Raw genomic sequence first — 16,529 nt, forward strand, 5'->3', positions numbered from 1 at the left:
CATACTGAAAAGGTTCAGCCCACCGTACGAAGGCATCCATATGCAGATAATCTCCGGGACAACAGTTCAGCCGCCCAGAGAGAGCACACGAGCACCTTCCCAAAACACCGTAACGGTACCAGAGGACTCCGAGATTACGATAGCCAAGGACTTGGTGCGCGCCGTCGTGGCTGCAGCAGCCAGATGGCGCGAGCCGAGCCCTTTCGGAACCTTTACCTTACTAGTCACGGGGGCATCGAGGTAAACACCTGCTGCTTCGACCACGCCTTTGCGGTCGATGATGAAACCGCCATCCAAGGCGGAGAGCTCCCGCATGGTTTCGATGAAATCGGAGTCGTGAATATTGCGAAATTTCTTAGCGTGCCCTTTGCAGGGATTGAGGATGAGCGGACGGGAAATAGGTTCCAGCTCCTCTAAGTCGCCCAAAACAAAGACGGTTCCAATAGGTTTCCCTTCCCTTCCCTCAGATGCGAACTTGAGCGCTATTTCGATCAAACGGGCAAACTCCTGGGAGATCGGCAGCGCATCATCCTTCGAGATCGAACGCTTGCTGAACCAATCGAAGTCGCGTTTAGGGTTCACGAGTAGCATATTGTCTAGACGTTTGGAGCCGGCGACCCCGATCAAGCAAACCATGGATTCGTCGACTTCGATTGCGCCCTCCATCACCGCAATAATGACTGCCAAAGCGACCTGATCCATGCGGCCTACCGGATTCTCCGGAATCTGGACGCATCTGTCTTTCGAGCCCAAATCCACCTCGAAGGCCTCCTTGTCATAGGTAACCCAAAGGATCGATTCGGACTCTCGATGTTTCTCTACCATTCGCCGATCCGACAACAACTCGGCAAAGACGAGCACACGCCCGATTTCCAAACGTCGAGCGAGTTCGAATCCAAGGCCTACCAGGACTTTGGTTTCTTTCGCTTCAGTGGGATGTTTGTGAGAAGACGACATTTCACTCATACTCGCAATCTATGAGGTGGGTGTCGATGGCCTTGTTTAATCCAGCGCCTATCCGCAAAAAATATTACGCTCTTGAGAAGCAACGAGGAGGCTATAATCTACTAATCCTAAGCTAGAGTAGCATTACGTTTGTTCATGCTCGAATAGAAAAATTTGAAACTGTGACTCGCAATGGGCACACGCCTTGCGGATCAAGTGTAAGAGAGAAAGACAATGGCAAAGAAATCGGTATCGAACAGCAAAGAGGGATTCATTGGGAGCACCTGGGCAGGCCTCCAATCAGCTTGGAGGGAGATCGTTCGCGTATCCACTCGGGCGAATACGTCTGACGACTCAGATCCCGATACGATACGATCCCAGATCCGAGCGTGCTTAGACCAGAAAGGTGGCGAAGTTTCAGCGCGGAACCGAGCCGCCGGCTTAGCTCGCTCCTATTTGGAATTTTCTGCTGAGGAGCGTCTAGAGTTTCTAAAGATCCTCAACAACGAGTTCGGAGCCAATGGCGACTTGATCGCAAGCGCGATCGACGCCCTAAAAACAGCGGAGAACGAGGCTGAAACCGAACTTTCGCGCTATCGACTCCGCCGAGCCTTGGAACCGGCAAGAGTGCAGCTCCTGCGGGAGTTCAATACTCTCCATTCAGGGCCCAGGTTCTTGGTCGAACTCAGACGAGAACTGATCGATCTAGTCAAGGAATATCCCGAATTGTCAGCCTTGGAGCGAGACTTGAAGGAGCTGCTACGTTCTTGGTTCGATGTCGGATTTCTCGATTTGACTAGTATCAACTGGAACTCACCCGCTTCGCTCCTCGAAAAGTTGGGACGCTACGAGGCCGTGCATAAAGTACGGAGTTGGAGGGATCTGAAAAACCGGCTCGATACTGACCGCCGATGTTTCGCGTTCTTTCATCCCTGTATGCCGAACGAACCTTTAATATTTATAGAGGTCGCCTTGGTCAAAGGGCTCGCGGTGCAGATCCAAGATTTGCTCGACGAAAAGATGCCCGTGCTCGAACCGGACGAAGCGGATACCGCGATCTTCTACTCAATTTCCAATGCCCAAAGAGGACTCGTAGGCGTCAGTTTCGGAAACTTCTTGATCAAACAGGTGGTGGACCTACTGCGGCGTGAATTACCAAACCTCAAACGCTTTTCAACCCTGTCCCCTATTCCCGGATACGTGAAGTGGCTTGAGTCAGAACTGGAGTCAGGACGAGCCTCGCTCTCGCCCTCCGAAAGCAAGGCCTTAAAGCCAATCGCTGGCGAGGAGAAGCCAATTGAATTTGTAGCAAACGCCCTGAAGAGCCCGAATTGGCATAGAGACGATGCTCTCCGCGGTGTGCTGAAACCCGTGCTGCTACGTTACTGCGCCCTATACCTGCAGCAGGCGAAACGTACTGGAAGAGGTACCGCGGCCGATCCAGTCGCCCATTTTCATCTGAACAACGGAGCTCGTATGGAGCAGCTCAATTGGATGGGAGATACCTCACCCAAAGGAATACAAGAATCTGCAGGTATCATGATCAATTACCTCTATCGACTCGATCGTATCGAGAGCTACCATGAGGACTACAATAGCAATGGAAAGATCAACGCCTCTAAAGGTGTGGTCGCGCTGCAAGGAAAGGTAGACTCCAGCAAATACCAATAATCGGGGCGTGATTCAACCCTTGCGCTGAGTTCGGTACTATTCCGAAAACTCTAGCAACCCGCTCGGGTCGATGAAGTGCGGAATTCCTAACGTTAGACAATGTAGGAAGCCACCTGTCTGGATCAAATCATCTGCTGGAATGGGCAAAATCTCCCATTTGGGTAGCAACTCCCGGTAGGTTTCCATCACCTGATTTTCGAGAGCCGGATCCACGTCGGAATAGCTTGGCACTAACATCAGCCCATTCACGTAAAATACATTAGTGTAGGAACGCCACATCCCGTCTTTACGCGGCGGCAAGGGGATACGGTGCACTTGGACGGGGCGACCTTCAACCAACTGTTCCCCCACAAGTTGAGAAGCCCGCTCGATATGGGATCGTACCTCTTCAGTCTCCTCAGGTAGTGCTTGAGCAATTACAGCTGTTTTCGGATTCACGAAAGTAATGAACATGTCCGCATGGCCCGTCTGTTCACCCGGTATCGAAGGCACAAAGGTCAGGGTCTTCAGGGTAAAATAGGTATTCATCAATCCTGTAAACTCGTCACCGCTGAAGTTTCTGAAGCGATTGCGTTCGATCAGTTTGAGCGAGGATACCCCTAAACCATTTCCGTTGTGTACCAAGTTACCTCCCTCCAAAGAAATCGGAACGTAGGAGCATTGTATACCGAGAGCGTTCGCTAAAACCAAAGGAAACTGGTCGTCGAGAGGACGCGATCCCAACTCGTCCCTAGCCGAATAATAGGTGTCCACGATTGAACCGGACCCATCGGAGCGACGTATAAATATCGGTCCAAAATCGCGTATCCACATCGAATCCAATTGGTGTACCAAGAAGTGTACGCGATCACGATCCACCCCCGCCTCTTCCAAAGCCTCTCGACCGTTAAGAATCTGTTCCGGACCCGCCACAATAGCTATCACAGGTGCTCGTTCCGAGATGTGGCCAACCAATGTCGCGAAGAGCTCCGGATGAAAATGTACCAATTCGTTCGCAGACAATAGTACCGCTGACAACTTACCGAACTCCCCGGGAATACGAATCGGCAACGGCAAGCTTCGGTTGAACGAGTCGCGTTTGGCCTTGGCAGACTTTTCAGCAGATATTGGTTCCTGCTGAGCAAAAGTCTGTACGACGGAAACGAGAATCGCTGCGAAGAGAAGTGCAATTTTCATCAGATGGAATTCGGATATCCAGGCTCCGATACGAAGTTCGCAAAAGACGGGAAGGAAGCCGATTTGGCAAGAACCAAGAGCCCTACTCTTCCAACCGAATAGGACACAAAAAGCCCGCATCCTTTGGCGGGATGCGGGCTTTGCTAAATGTATTCTCTACGTGCCGGTTTAACCTGCTTCCGGTGTAGCCGCTGGCGCTTCGGCAGTGGCTCCTTCGGCTGGCTCGACGGGATCTACGTTGTCCTCGATGTTGCCGCCAAATGGGAGCGTGATGCGAAGGTCGCGGTAGGTGCGGAGACCGGTACCGGCTGGGATCAAGTGACCCATGATAACGTTTTCCTTGAAGCCGTGCAGCTTGTCGATCTTGGACAAGGTCGAAGCATCTGTGAGTACGCGGGTGGTTTCCTGGAAGGACGCCGCGGAGATGAAGGACTCTGTTTCGATCGACGCCTTGGTGATACCGAGAAGAACGGGCTCAGCTTCGGCAGGCTTTCCACCCGCTTCGATGATTTCGTTGTTCTCGCGCAAGAAGGTCGTGCGCTCGATTTGCTCGCCCCAGAAGAACTCGGTGTCGCCTGGATCGGTGATACGAACCTTGCGGAGCATCTGACGAATGATGAGCTCGATGTGCTTATCATTGATCGTAACACCCTGCAAACGGTAGACCTCTTGCACTTCGTTGATGAGGAACTCGTACAAGCGGGCTGGTCCGAGGATGTCGAGGATTTCGTGCGGGTCAGCGGAACCTTCAGTGAGGTGCTGTCCCTTGTGCACGACGTCTCCAACCTGGACGATAATCTGCTTGGCGTGTGGAATGAGGTGCTCTTCCGCTTCGCCAGACTCTTCGTCGGTGACGATGAGCTTGCGTTTGGAGCGAACCGTTCCACCGAGAGAAACGACACCGTCGATACGGGCCATTTCCGCAGCTTCCTTCGGACGACGAGCTTCGAAGAGCTCGGCAACACGTGGGAGACCACCGGTGATGTCCTTGGTCTTGGATGCCTGACGTGGCGTCTTGGCGAGCAACGCGCCTTGGGCGATTTCGTCGCCTTCGGTGACCGCTACCTGAGCGCCAGTCGGGATGCTGTAAACCGCAAGAACCTTGCCGGATCCGTCCTTGACTTCAACCGATGGGTTCAAGTCTTCCTTGTGCTCGATGACCACGATGGCGATCCGACCAGAGGATTCGTCAAGTTCCTTCTTGATGGTAACACCTGGGATCATGTCGCGGAAACCGATGACACCTGGCTTTTCGGAGAGAACCGGAATGTTGTAGGGATCCCACTCGGCTAGGAGCTGTCCTGCTTCGATTTCGCCGCCGTCCGGTACGCGTAGTAGTGATCCCACTACGATATCGTAGGCTTCAAGTTCGCGGCCTGTAGAGTCAACGACCTGAACCGAACCAGTCTTGTTAAGAACAACGCTAACACCTGGAGCGATCTCAACGAGACGGAGACCGCGGTACTTTACGACACCGGCGTTACGAACCGAGATACGTGGATCGGTAACGACCGACGACGCAATACCACCAATGTGGAAGGTACGCATGGTCAGCTGTGTACCCGGCTCACCAATCGACTGTGCCGCGATGATACCGACGGAGTCACCGATCTTCGCAACGTCGTTGGACGCAGGGTTGATCCCGTAAGACTTGGCGTCGATTCCGTAGGAAGCAGTCGAAGTCAAAGGAGACATTACCTTTAGGCGCTCGATGCCGAGTTCCTCAACGCGCTTCGCAACGTGCTCAGTGATGAGCTCGCCCGAACCAACGACAAGTTCGTCTGGCTCGATTGGGTTGTAAACGTCGTCGCAAGAGCAACGGCCTTCGATACGCTCGCGGAGACCAACGATCTCGTCGTCACCTTCGAAGATCGCCTTCTTCCAGATACCTTCGCGCGTTCCACAGTCTTGTTCGGTGATGATCACGTCCATCGCAACGTCACAGAGCTTACGAGTGAGGTAACCCGCGTCAGCCGTCTTGAGGGCGGTATCCGCGAGACCCTTACGAGCTCCGTGAGTGGAGATGAAGTATTCGAGTACCGTTAGACCTTCACGGAATGAAGAGAGGATCGGACGTTCGATGATCTCGCCGGACGGCTTAGCCATCAAACCACGAGTACCACAGAGCTGGCGAACCTGGTTCGGGTTACCACGAGCACCGGAGTCCATCATGACGTAAACTGGGTTCACGCCTGGCTTGCCGCCGTTGGTCTTCAGCTGGACGAATACCGCCTGTTTGATTTCGTCGGTTGCTACAGTCCAGATATCGATGATCTTGTTGTAACGCTCACCTGCGGTGATGATACCCTTTTGATACTGGCCATCTACTTCAGCGATCTTGCCAAAGGCACGCTTCACGATGTCGACCTTCTCATCCGGGATGATCATGTCGTCGATACCGATGGAGATACCGGCCATAGTCGCTACGTCGAAGCCGAGCTTTTTGAGCTTGTCGAGCGAATCGACGGTGGCTTCAGGACCTGCAACCTTGTAGGTGTTGTTGATGACGTCACCGAGCTCCTTCTTGCCCACTTGGAAGTTGATGAAGCCGAGATCGTTTGGCCAAATTTCGCTGTAGCGAATACGGCCAACCGTAGTGGTGATAGTCTTCTGGTCCGAGTTGCCGAATGTGGTTTCACGTCCGTAATCCGGGTTCGGAAGACGTACCCAGTCATGAGTGTGCAGAGCGCCATCCAAGTTAGCGAAGATCGCTTCCGTCTTGTTCCCGACGAGCGGGATACGGTCGAGGTCTTCGTACCCTTCACGTGGATTCATCGTCAGGTAATAAGATCCGAGGATAACGTCCTGCGATGGAGTGAGGATTGGCTTACCGCTGGAAGGCGAGAAGATGTTTCCAGTCGCCATCATGAGCATCTTACACTCGAGCGTCGCTTCGAGGGAGAGAGGCACGTGTACTGCCATTTGGTCGCCGTCGAAGTCAGCGTTGTAAGCTGTACAAACGAGCGGGTGAACACGGATCGCTTCGCCTTCGATCAAGATCGGCTCGAAAGCCTGGATCGAAAGTCTGTGAAGGGTTGGAGCACGATTGAGAAGAACCGGGTGCCCCTTGGTAACTTCTTCCAAGATGTCCCAAACTTCCGGAGAGCGCTTCTCGATCATGCGGCGAGCACCACGGACCGTGTGCACGAAGCCGAGCTCCTTGAGGCGGCGAATGATGAATGGCTCGAAGAGAACGAGGGCCATCTTCTTAGGAAGACCACACTGGTTCAGCTTCAGCTCAGGACCGATGACGATAACGGAACGACCGGAGTAGTCGACGCGCTTACCGAGAAGGTTCTGACGGAAACGGCCCTGCTTGCCCTTGAGCATGTCGCTGAGGGACTTGAGCGGACGATTACCAGCGCCCGTGACGGGACGACCGTGACGACCATTGTCGAAGAGCGCGTCTACCGCTTCCTGCAGCATGCGCTTTTCGTTGTGGATGATCACGTCCGGCGTCTTCAACTGCATCAAGTTCTTGAGGCGGTTGTTACGATTGATAACGCGACGGTAGAGGTCGTTGAGGTCAGAGGTCGCGAAACGGCCACCTTCCAGAGGAACGAGAGGACGAAGGTCTGGCGGGATAACCGGCAGGACTTCCAGTACCATCCACTCTGGACGAGAGGAGGACTTGATGAAGCCTTGGATAACCTTGAGACGCTTCGCTAGCTTCTTCTTGATCTGCTTCGACTTGGTCGAGCGCATCGCTTCCTGAAGCTCAAGTACGGTGACTTCGAGATCAGTGTTGACGAGAACGTCGCGGAGAGCTTCTGCACCCATCTTGGCAACGAAGGAATCGTCGCCGTACTCAGCCATCGCTTCGATGTACTCTTGGTCGGTGAGAAGCTGCTTCTCTTCGAGTGGAGTACGGCCGGGATCGGTGACCATGTACGCTTCGTAGTAGATCACTCGCTCGAGACTGCGGGCAGTCATATCGAGCAAGAGACCGAGACGAGACGGCATGCTCTTGAGGAACCAGATATGAGTGACAGGTACTGCCAACTCGATGTGCCCCATGCGCTGACGACGGACGCGAGATACAGTTACCTCGACTCCACAACGGTCACAGATGACACCCTTGTATTTGATTCGCTTGTACTTACCGCAGGCACACTCGTAGTCGCGTACCGGACCGAAGATGCGTTGGCAGAAAAGTCCGCCTGGCTCCGGCTTGAAAGTACGGTAGTTGATGGTCTCCGGGTTCTTGACTTCGCCACGTGACCAGGAACGGATGATTTCCGGTGACGAGACATTAATCGTAACGCAGTCGAAATTCGACTCACGTTCCGCGCTGAGCACTTGTTGGGCTTCTTGCGTAGACATTATATTAAATCCTCAGTCGGTTGGTTGGTTACTTATAGTCGAGTTCGCTTTGGCGGCCCAGCTTCACGTCGAGACCTAGGGATTGGATTTCCTTGATCAATACGTTGAAGGATTCCGGCGTGCCCGCTTGTAGCGTGGAGTCGCCCTTGACCAGTGATTCGTAGATTTTGGTACGTCCCTGAACGTCATCGGACTTAACCGTCAAAAGTTCCTGGAGCGTGTATGCTGCGCCGTATGCTTCGAGGGCCCAAACTTCCATTTCCCCGAAACGCTGACCACCGTACTGGGCCTTACCACCGAGTGGTTGTTGCGTAACGAGCGAGTAAGGACCAACCGCACGAGCGTGGATCTTGTGGGATACAAGGTGGTTCAACTTGAGCATGTATACCCACCCCACAACCACTTCGTTGTCCAACTTCTCACCGGTTCGACCGTCGTAAACGGGAGACTTACCGGTGGTTGGGAGACCTGCGTCCGCCAAATGCTGACGAACAACCTTTTCCGGAATACCGTCGAAGACTGGAGTCGACACCTTCATGCCTAGAACCTTACAGGCCCAACCCATGTGGGTTTCAAGGACCTGACCAACGTTCATACGAGAAGGTACACCCAGTGGGTTCAAACAAATCTGGATCGGAGTACCGTCTGGAAGATAAGGCATATCTTCTTCTGGAACGATCTTGGCGACGACACCCTTATTACCGTGGCGTCCCGCCATCTTGTCACCGACCTTGAGCTTTTCCTTGGTGGCAACGTAGACCTTGACCTGCTTGATCACGCCAGTTGCTGCGTCTTCACCGGACTCGATGTTAGCAGTCTTGCGCTCACGATCTCCTTCGAGCTCGTCAAACTTGCTCTGGTAGGAACCGATGATCTCCATGATCTTGATACGAACTGGAGAGGGGTCGATTTCGACGTGCTTTGATACTGCGGCAAGCTTGCGTAGAAGCGTTTTGGTGATCTTACGATTTGCCGGGATGATGATTTCTCCGTTCTGGCCATTGACCACGTCGAGAGGAATCTTTTCACCGAGAAGTATGTTGGACAGAGCTTCGGTCAGACCTTCGCGCAGCTTATCCATCTGCGTCTTGTAGTCTTCGCTGATCTGCTTCACCTGACGGCGACGATCCGATGGGCTTAGGCGCTCGCGCTCGTAGTCGAGACGGCTGGAGACCTTCACATCCATAACGATACCATCAACACCGGATGGTACGATCAGGGAAGTATCCTTAACGTCCGCAGCCTTTTCACCGAAGATCGCGCGGAGGAGCTTTTCTTCCGGAGCGAGTTCGGTTTCGGATTTCGGAGTGATCTTACCGACGAGGATGTCGCCTGGCTTAACCTCGGCACCTACGCGGATCACACCGTCGTGGTTGAGGTTCTTAAGAGCCTCTTCCCCAACATTTGGAATATCGCGAGTGATTTCTTCCGGTCCAAGTTTAGTGTCACGCGCTGTGACTTCAAATTCGGAGATGTGGATAGAAGTGTAGATATCGTCCTTGAGAACCTTCTCGGAGATCAGGATCGCATCCTCGAAGTTGTAACCGTTCCACGGCATAAACGCCACGAGGATGTTCTTACCGATCGCGAGTTCACCGTTCTGAGTACACGGTCCATCAGCGATGATTTGGTCCGCTTTGATAGGCTGTCCCTTGGCAACGATTGGCTTCTGGTTGAAACACGTGCCCGCGTTGGACCGCATGAACTTGCGAAGCTCGTAAACGTGGATGCCAGCCTTCACGTCTGTGTAAGGCTTGCGCTCGAAATTCGCGGGGAGTTCGCCGTCCTTAGAGATAACGATACGCTTTGCGTCAACCGATGCGACGATACCGTCGATGTCCGAAACGGATACTGTCTTGGAGTCGCGAGCAACGCGCTCTTCGATGCCGGTTCCTACGAAAGGAGAATCGGCTTGGAGAAGCGGTACACCTTGGCGTTGCATGTTCGATCCCATCAAAGCACGGTTCGCATCATCGTGCTCGAGAAACGGGATGAGTCCTGCGGCAACGGATACAACCTGCTTCGTGGATACGTCCATGAAGTCAACTTGGTCTGGGTCCACTTCCAAGAATTCGCCAGACTGACGAACGGTTACCTTGCCAGTGAAGTTGCCATTGTCATCGATCTCGGAGTTTGCCTGGGCGATGATTTTGCCCTCTTCCATATCGGCATTGAGGTACTTGATCTCGTCGGTGACGCGACCCTTGTCCACTATACGATACGGCGTTTCAATGAAACCGAACTCGTTTACTCGAGAGTAAGTAGATAGAGAGTTGATCAGACCGATGTTTGGACCTTCAGGAGTCTCAATCGGACAAATACGTCCGTAATGAGATGGATGAACGTCACGAACTTCGAAACCGGCACGTTCACGATTCAAACCACCTGGTCCGAGCGCAGAAAGACGACGCTTGTGCGTGAGCTCTGCGAGCGGGTTGATTTGGTCCATGAACTGAGACAGCTGCGAACGAGCGAAGAAGTCGCGGATCACGGTTGTCAAAGCCTTCGGGTTGATCAGCTTTTGCGGAGTGATCGAGTCGACGCTTTGGTCGTAGAGAGTCATACGTTCGCGAACGAGACGCTCTGTACGAGCGAGGCCGAGGCGACACTGGTTAGCGAGCAATTCGCCAACAGTACGAACGCGACGTGAACCGAGGTGGTCGATATCGTCGAGGTACCCCTCGCCTGCCTTAAGCTTGATAAGGTATTTGGTAGCAAGAACGATGTCTTCGCCCTGCAGGGTACGCACTTCGACGTCCGTTTCCATCTCAAGCTTCTGGTTGATCTTATAACGACCAACGCGACCCAAGTCGTAGCGCTTCGGATCAAAGAAGAGACGCTTGAGCAATGCCTTAGCATTAGCAGTCGTGGGTGGTTCACCCGGGCGCAGACGCTTGTAGATTTCCTTGAGGGCTTCTTCCTCATTTTGGGAGGTGTCCTTCTTCATGGCGCGAACGATGGCGCCATCGTCGACGGTGGTGTCGATGACCTTGAGGGTCGGGATGCCGTGGCCTTCGAACTCGCGAACGATTGCCTTGGTGAGCGGCTCGAAAGCGCGGGCGATAACAACACCCTTTTCCGCGTCGATTGCGTCTTCTACCAGAACGTACTGGGAGACGTTTTCCTTAGCGAGAGCTTCGGAGGTACCCAAGTCTTCAATAGTGTAGAAGAGCTTTAGGATATCGACGTCGGAACTGAAACCAACGGCGCGGAGCAAAGTTGTGATAAGGAACTTACGACGGCGACGGCGGCGGTCAAGGTAAACGTAGAGAAGGTCGTTGTTGTCGAACTGAACTTCTAGCCATGTACCGCGGTCAGGGATGATACGGAAGGCATGCAACGGCTTGCCGTTGGTGTGCGGAGTAACCTCGTAGGCGATACCAGGCGAACGGTGCAACTGGCTGACGACAACGCGTTCCGCACCATTGATGATGAAAGAGCCACGAGCGGAGACCATTGGGATTTCTCCCATATAAATCTCTTCGTCCTTGATGTTGTCTTCTTCGCGAAGGCGGAGCTTCACGTAGAGAGGGACGGAGTAAGTTATGCCTTCGCGGATACACTCGATCTCGGTGGCCTTGGGGTCACCGACGGTGTAGGAAACGAACTCGAGCACAAGGCGTCCGTCGTAACTCTCGATAGGGAAAACTTCCCGGAAGACGGCTTCCAATCCGTCGTTTTTACGCTCCGAAATCGGGGTGTCCTTTTGCAGGAAGTCGAGATAAGAATTGATCTGAATCTCGATCAGATTGGGCGGCGTGATTACGTCCTTAAGTTTTCCGAAGTTGATACGGTCTGCCATGTGAATCTGTGCTAGATGTGGGCGAAAATGTGGTGAGTCGGCTTGGTGAAAACGAGGTGGATAAAACGATATTATTCCCCGGCTAATAAACGCAGGAAAGACAGGCGCGACTAATACGCGCCTGTCTCAAATAAAAAGCTGTATAAAGCAGCGTGCAACAATGTCTATTTAACTTCGACCTTGGCGCCAGCAGCTTCGAGCTTGGACTTGATTTCTGCAGCTTCGTCCTTGGAGCACTGTTCCTTAACGGGCTTAGGCGCGCCTTCAACGAGGTCTTTTGCTTCCTTGAGGCCAAGACCGGTGATTCCACGTACTTCCTTGATCACATTGATCTTCTTATCGCCAGCAGCGACGAGGATTACGTCAAACTCGGTTTGTTCTTCAGCAGGAGCAGCGGCTTCGCCACCAGCAGGTGCTGCGGCTACGGCTACAGGAGCAGCAGCGGATACGCCCCACTTTTCTTCGAGGTCCTTAACGAGACCTGCGATGTCGAGTACGGTTTGGCCGCTGAGCCATTCGATTACGTCTTCTTTAGTGATGTCTGCCATCTTCGTAGTGATCGGCTAGTTTGGAAAGGATTTCCGCGTTTAAGGCGACGTGTCGCCCTAGCCTGTATCTTTTGGTTATGGTGTTGTAAGACGAAGGCATCCAAGCCCTCGAAAATTGAATGAGAGAATAAAGGGCTACTCGCCCTTGTCGGCCTTCGCCATAAGTACGTTGAGCATTGCCTTGGGTACGCCGCTGAGAACGAAGACCAAGCTTTGAGCGGGTTGGCTGAGAAGGCCAAGAAGCTGAGCGCGCATCGCGTCGATGTTCGGCAGCTTGGAGAGAGCAATGATCTCTTCCTTCTCTAGACGCTGCGAAGATAGGATACCCACCTTCACGTCCATCTTGTCCTTCTTGTCGAAGAACTTGGTCAGAACCTTGGCGACTCCGGAAGGATTCGCGCCTCCGATAACGATGGCGTTTTGACCGTTTAGGTGTTCGTCGATGCCTGGATAACCGCGCTCGCGAGCCGCTACCTTAAGGATGTTATTCTTAACGACGTGAAACTCCGCCTCCTCCTTGACGAGCTCAGCGCGGAGCTCGGCGATGTCGACCACTGTAGAACGCTCGTAATCGGCGAGGAAGAGGTAGTCGGACTTGTCGAGGTGAGTGTTGATTTCATCAACGAGAAATTGTTTTTCTGGTCTCATGGTATGTAAACCTCCTGTTTTATTTAGTACTTCGCGTACTCCGAGGTCGCGAGCTTGATGCTCGGAGTCTGGGTCGCCGAGATATAAGCACTCTTGATATAGCGACCCTTGAACGATGCAGGACGAGCCTTGCCAATCGCTTCCATGATCGCAGTGAGGTTACCAACTACTTCTTCGATGCCAAATGAACGTTTGCCGACGCCAACTCCAAGGGAGGCATTCTTGTCGACCTTGTATTCAACACGACCAGCCATTACTTCCTGAATCGCCTTCGAGATATCGTCAGAGACAGTACCTGCCTTCGGATTTGGCATGAGGCCTTTAGGTCCAAGGACACGTGCGATTTTGCGCACTTCCTTCATCGCATCCGGCGTGGCCACTGCAACGTCGAAGTCGAACCAACCACCTTGAACCTTGGCGATCATGTCATCGAGACCTGCTTCGGTTGCACCAGCTGCCTTCGCAGCTTCAGCATCGGCGGTGAACGCGAGAACGCGTACCGACTTACCGCTACCATGAGGAAGCATTACTGTGCCACGCACCATTTCGTCGCCCTTGCGAGGATCGACTCCAAGCTTGAGGGAAACTTCGATCGTCTCGTCGAACTTTGCCTTCGGCAACTTCGCGAGCGCATCGACTGCTTCAGCAATCGTGTATTCTTTACCAAGATCGGCCGCTTCTGAAGCTGCACGAAACTTTTTGGATAGTTTTACCATTTAGTACTCCTTGCGGTGCTAACGCCTTTCGGCTCCCGCGTTGAGGTTATTTTTATTAGCCTTCGACTTCTATGCCCATTGAGCGAGCCGTACCTTCGATGATACGCGACGCTGCTTCGGGATCCGAAGCGTTGAGATCAGCCTTTTTCATTTCGACGATCTCGAGAATCTGAGCCTTCGTTACCTTACCGACTTTGTCGCGGTTTGGAACGCCAGAGCCCTTCGCCAAGCCAGCAGCCTTCTTGAGAAGGACAGCAGCTGGAGGGGACTTCAGAATGAAGGTGAAAGACTTGTCTTGATAGACAGTAATTACGACAGGAAGGATGAGACCCGCTCTGTCTTGTGTCTTCGCATTATACTCCTTACAAAAGGCCATGATGTTGACCCCAGCCGCACCAAGGGCTGGACCAACTGGAGGCGCTGGATTGGCGCCGCCGGCAGGGAGTTGTAGGCGAATGGTTCCTGTGACTTTCTTTGCCATTTGTTTAGCTTGTTAAGCGTTCGACTTGCCAATACTCCAGCTCGACTGGAGTGAATCTTCCGAAGATCGATACCGACACCTTGAGCTTGCCCTTCTCGGGGTCTATCTCGTCGATGCGGCCATTGAGGTTGAGGAATGGGCCATCCGTAATCTTGACCTCTTCTCCAATCTCGAACTGTACCTTCGGGGTTTCTTTGCCCGTAGCGGCTTCCACTTGACTGAGAATCGTGTCGATTTCAGACTTTTTGAGAGGCGATGGACGGTCTCCGCCTACGAAATTGATGACGCCCGCGGTCTCGCGAACGAAGTACCAGGGCTTATTCAACAGCTTTCCATTCTCGTCGTAAAGACGCATGTGAACGAAAGCGTAGCCTGGATAGAACTTACGCACGATCTGAGACTTCTTGCCGTTCTTCACTTCCGTGACGGTCTCAGTCGGCACGAGGACTTCGAAGACGAACTCCTCCATCTCGTCTTCCTTGATGAACTTGTCTAGATAGCGCTTAACCTTACCCTCCTGATTTGAGAGAGTTTGGATAACGTACCAAGCGGCGCCGGTTTTTGCGCTGGTTTCAGACATGGGATCTATAAATTAAGGAAGAGTTTGGAAAACTAGCGCATCCAACTCGTGAAAAGATTCACGACATTCGCTATAGAGAAATCCGCAACCGCGACAAATAGCCCCATGATTGCGATCGCGATGAGCACGACGAAGGTCGACTCACGTAGCTCGGAAAAAGAGGGCCAACTGGCCTTCTTGAGCTCCGTGATCGTCTCACCTGTAAATATGCGAATGCTGCGGAACGGATTTTTCATTTGATAAAAAAGATGGCAGGGCAGGAGGGACTCGAACCCCCAACCCTCGGTTTTGGAGACCGATGCTCTACCAATTGAGCCACTACCCTATGCCAAAAAAAACTAAAAACAATCGCCGGAACCCAGGGGATGGGCTCCGGCAAAAGATAAAAACTTAAAACAAAACCTTACTCAACAATCGCAGTGATACGACCAGCACCGATAGTGCGGCCACCTTCACGGATAGCGAAACGCTGACCTGCTTCCATAGCGATAGGCTTGGTGAGGTCAACTTCGATAGAGATGTTGTCACCTGGCATTACCATTTCCACACCTTCTGGTAGCTTACACACGCCAGTTACGTCCGTGGTACGGAAGTAGAACTGTGGGCGATAACCATCGAAGAATGGAGTGTGGCGGCCACCTTCGTCCTTGGAGAGAACGTAGATTTCAGCCTTACCCTTGGAGTGCGGCTTGATGGAGCCTGGCTTTGCCAAAACTTGGCCGCGCTCGATAGCTTCTTTGTCGATACCGCGGAGAAGGATACCGACGTTGTCGCCAGCTTGACCTTGGTCGAGCATCTTGCGGAACATTTCAACACCAGTAACCGTTGAAGTCTGAGTGTCCTTAAGACCAACGATCTCAACGCTTTCGCCAACCTTGACGATACCACGCTCGATACGACCGGTAGCAACGGTTCCACGACCGGTGATCGAGAATACGTCTTCGATCGACATGAGGAATGGCTTGTCGATTTCACGCTCTGGCTCGGGGATATCGGTGTCGATAGCATCCATCAACTCTTGGATACACTTCTTACCGTAGTCAGTTCCTTCGAGAGCTTGGAGAGCAGAACCACGGATAACAGTCGTTCCATCACCGTCGAAGTCATACTTGTCGAGAAGCTCGCGAACTTCCATTTCAACAAGCTCGAGAAGCTCTTCGTCATCGATGAGGTCACACTTGTTGAGGAATACAACGATCTTAGGTACACCTACCTGACGAGCGAGAAGGATGTGTTCGCGAGTCTGTGGCATAGGACCGTCAGAAGCGGAACATACGAGGATCGCGCCGTCCATCTGAGCCGCGCCAGTGATCATGTTCTTTACGAAGTCAGCGTGACCTGGGCAGTCAACGTGAGCGTAGTGACGCTTGTCGGACTCGTACTCAACGTGAGCAACAGAGATCGTTACAACCTTAGTCTCGTCACGAACTGTACCACCCTTTGCGATGTCGGAGTAGCTCTTGATTTCAGCGAGGCCCTTGCCGGCCTGAACTGCCAAGATGGAAGTGGTCAGCGTAGTTTTGCCGTGGTCAACGTGACCGATCGTGCCGACATTAACGTGTGGTTTCGTTCTTTCGAAGGTTCCTTTAGCCATTTTTGTTTATGAGTTAGGTGTGTTGAAATTGGTTTCTGTTGGAAA

General features: G+C 52.8%; 12 protein-coding genes and 1 tRNA gene. 1 reads left to right on the forward strand and 12 read right to left on the reverse strand.

Annotation, left to right across the window (positions count from 1 at the left end):
* Positions 1–66 precede the first annotated feature (66 nt).
* Entirely contained in the window at positions 67–966 is a 900-nt protein-coding gene (locus QEH53_RS16815; RefSeq protein WP_309024375.1) for a diadenylate cyclase, read from the reverse strand.
* 213 nt (positions 967–1,179) lie between these two features.
* On the opposite strand from QEH53_RS16815, the gene QEH53_RS16820 reads away from it, so the two are divergent.
* Positions 1,180–2,616: a malonyl-CoA decarboxylase gene (locus QEH53_RS16820; protein ID WP_309024376.1), complete on the forward strand. Its 1,437-nt coding sequence runs from the start codon at positions 1,180–1,182 to the stop codon at positions 2,614–2,616.
* Positions 2,617–2,652: 36 nt separating this feature from the next.
* Here QEH53_RS16820 and QEH53_RS16825 read toward each other — a convergent pair whose 3' ends face one another.
* The 11 genes from QEH53_RS16825 to tuf all read right to left on the reverse strand — a co-directional run bounded on the left by QEH53_RS16825 (position 2,653) and on the right by tuf (position 16,484).
* Positions 2,653–3,792 (reverse strand): agmatine deiminase family protein, encoded by a 1,140-nt coding sequence (locus QEH53_RS16825; protein WP_309024377.1) that lies wholly within the window; start codon positions 3,790–3,792, stop codon positions 2,653–2,655.
* A 168-nt stretch (positions 3,793–3,960) separates the two neighbouring features.
* Positions 3,961–8,115, reverse strand: coding sequence for a DNA-directed RNA polymerase subunit beta' (gene rpoC / locus QEH53_RS16830; RefSeq protein ID WP_309024378.1), 4,155 nt, complete (start codon positions 8,113–8,115; stop codon positions 3,961–3,963).
* A 28-nt stretch (positions 8,116–8,143) separates the two neighbouring features.
* A complete protein-coding gene (gene rpoB, locus QEH53_RS16835; protein ID WP_309024379.1) occupies positions 8,144–11,917 on the reverse strand; it encodes a DNA-directed RNA polymerase subunit beta in 3,774 nt (1,257 codons plus the stop codon).
* A 164-nt stretch (positions 11,918–12,081) separates the two neighbouring features.
* A complete protein-coding gene (rplL, locus tag QEH53_RS16840; RefSeq protein WP_309024380.1) occupies positions 12,082–12,465 on the reverse strand; it encodes a 50S ribosomal protein L7/L12 in 384 nt (127 codons plus the stop codon).
* Positions 12,466–12,600: 135 nt separating this feature from the next.
* A complete protein-coding gene (gene rplJ, locus QEH53_RS16845) occupies positions 12,601–13,113 on the reverse strand; it encodes a 50S ribosomal protein L10 (protein ID WP_309024381.1) in 513 nt (170 codons plus the stop codon).
* Between the two features lie 23 nt (positions 13,114–13,136).
* Positions 13,137–13,829 (reverse strand): 50S ribosomal protein L1, encoded by a 693-nt coding sequence (gene rplA, locus QEH53_RS16850; RefSeq protein ID WP_309024382.1) that lies wholly within the window; start codon positions 13,827–13,829, stop codon positions 13,137–13,139.
* Between the two features lie 55 nt (positions 13,830–13,884).
* Positions 13,885–14,310, reverse strand: coding sequence for a 50S ribosomal protein L11 (rplK, locus tag QEH53_RS16855; RefSeq protein WP_309024383.1), 426 nt, complete (start codon positions 14,308–14,310; stop codon positions 13,885–13,887).
* Positions 14,311–14,314: 4 nt separating this feature from the next.
* Positions 14,315–14,890 (reverse strand): transcription termination/antitermination protein NusG, encoded by a 576-nt coding sequence (nusG, locus tag QEH53_RS16860; protein ID WP_309024384.1) that lies wholly within the window; start codon positions 14,888–14,890, stop codon positions 14,315–14,317.
* Between the two features lie 32 nt (positions 14,891–14,922).
* Positions 14,923–15,126, reverse strand: a complete 204-nt coding sequence (gene secE / locus QEH53_RS16865; RefSeq protein ID WP_191619652.1) for a preprotein translocase subunit SecE — start codon at positions 15,124–15,126, stop codon at positions 14,923–14,925.
* A gap of 13 nt (positions 15,127–15,139) precedes the next feature.
* A tRNA-Trp gene (locus tag QEH53_RS16870) sits at positions 15,140–15,215 on the reverse strand.
* Between the two features lie 78 nt (positions 15,216–15,293).
* Positions 15,294–16,484 (reverse strand): elongation factor Tu, encoded by a 1,191-nt coding sequence (tuf, locus tag QEH53_RS16875; RefSeq protein WP_309024385.1) that lies wholly within the window; start codon positions 16,482–16,484, stop codon positions 15,294–15,296.
* Positions 16,485–16,529 lie beyond the last annotated feature (45 nt).

This window comes from Pelagicoccus sp. SDUM812002 (assembly GCF_031127835.1).
In the GTDB taxonomy this organism is placed as follows: domain Bacteria; phylum Verrucomicrobiota; class Verrucomicrobiia; order Opitutales; family Opitutaceae; genus Pelagicoccus.